Annotated in this window: 1 protein-coding gene and 1 pseudogene; both read left to right on the top strand. The window is 63.4% G+C overall.

What is annotated here, in order from left to right:
• Positions 1-346: 346 nt before the first annotated feature.
• A pseudogene (locus ACLJK8_RS22810) lies at positions 347-475 on the top strand (IS110 family transposase); the annotation flags it as partial.
• A gap of 108 nt (positions 476-583) precedes the next feature.
• Complete coding sequence (locus ACLJK8_RS22815; RefSeq protein ID WP_413152688.1) at positions 584-835, top strand: type II toxin-antitoxin system Phd/YefM family antitoxin; 252 nt, start codon at positions 584-586, stop codon at positions 833-835.
• The last annotated feature ends 289 nt before the right edge of the window (positions 836-1,124 follow it).

Consider the following 1,124-nt stretch of genomic DNA (forward strand, 5'->3'; position numbering starts at 1 on the left):
CTTCGTTTGAGCCTGGCGGGCCATGCGCCCGCGCCACCAAGGGGAAATAGTTCGGCAATCGGAAGCCGAAGGCGACCTCATTCTTGCGCCGTGCAAGGCAGCGTCGGGCGGCCGGACTGGCTCTCGGATACGGTCGCGCGAACTTCGGTCTTCCTAAGAAGATGGGGGGATGCCGCGCTCCCCCAACGGCATCGCAATGTGCCAAGCTTGTGATGTCAAAGCACAAGACAGGACGGGAGACGGCATCCATGGAAGAAGTTACCATCATCGGCATTAATCTGGCAAAGAACGTGTTCCAGCTGCACGGTGCCGCGGTGGACGGCGGTTCATGGCGGCGCAGCCGCCGCGCACGGTGGCGATGGAAGCCTGTCCGGGCTCGCATTGCTGGGCGCGGGAGATGACGACGCTGGGTCACACGGTGAAGGTGATCTCGCCGCAATATGTCACCCCCTACGTCAAACGGCAGAAGAACGATATGCGGCGATGTTCCTCATCATCCCCTTCACGATGCTCATCGCCGCGCTGCAAGCGCTGGCTGCGGGGCACGGGCTGAAGCTGGGTGTCAGCTTCGGCCAATGGCCACATGAAGGAAATCGCCGCCAGAGATGCCAAAAACCGCTTCGGCCAGTTGCTCGACTCGGCGCAGGGCGCGCCGGTGCGCGTGACCAAAAAGGGCAGGGCGGTCGGCGTGGTGATGTCGATACAGCAATACGAGCGCCTGCGCGGCGCGGCATGGGAGCGCCTAAGCGCGACCATGGATCGCTTGGGCGCCGAGGCGGCAGGCAACGGTCTGACGGACGCGGAACTGGACGCGCTCCTGGCCGATGAGAGCTGAGCGCGTCGTTCTCGACACCAACGTTCTGATCAGCGCTGTCCCGCGGCCGAAGGGACCGCCCCGCGCGGCGATCGACGCCGTCCGCGTGGCTGGCGGTATTCTTATTCTCGGATCAGACTTTCGACGAGTTGCGCACGCGCCTCGAACGTCCGAAGTTCGACAGGTACGTGAGCCTGGTCTGCCCCCTGAAAAGTGGTCCTCCCTGAGGTAGGCTTTTGAGCCTTTGGAGGATGCCAGGAATGCCGCGCAGAAAGCACAAGCCCGAGGAGATTGTCGCGAAGCTGAGGCA

It is taken from the genome of Amaricoccus sp. W119, from assembly GCF_047275745.1.
Lineage (GTDB): Bacteria > Pseudomonadota > Alphaproteobacteria > Rhodobacterales > Rhodobacteraceae > Amaricoccus.

Excerpts from the sequence above, each read along its gene's own strand:
- ACLJK8_RS22815 (WP_413152688.1), top strand. The coding sequence starts at position 584 with ATGAAGGAAATCGCCGCCAGAGATGCCAAAAACCGCTTCGGCCAGTTG.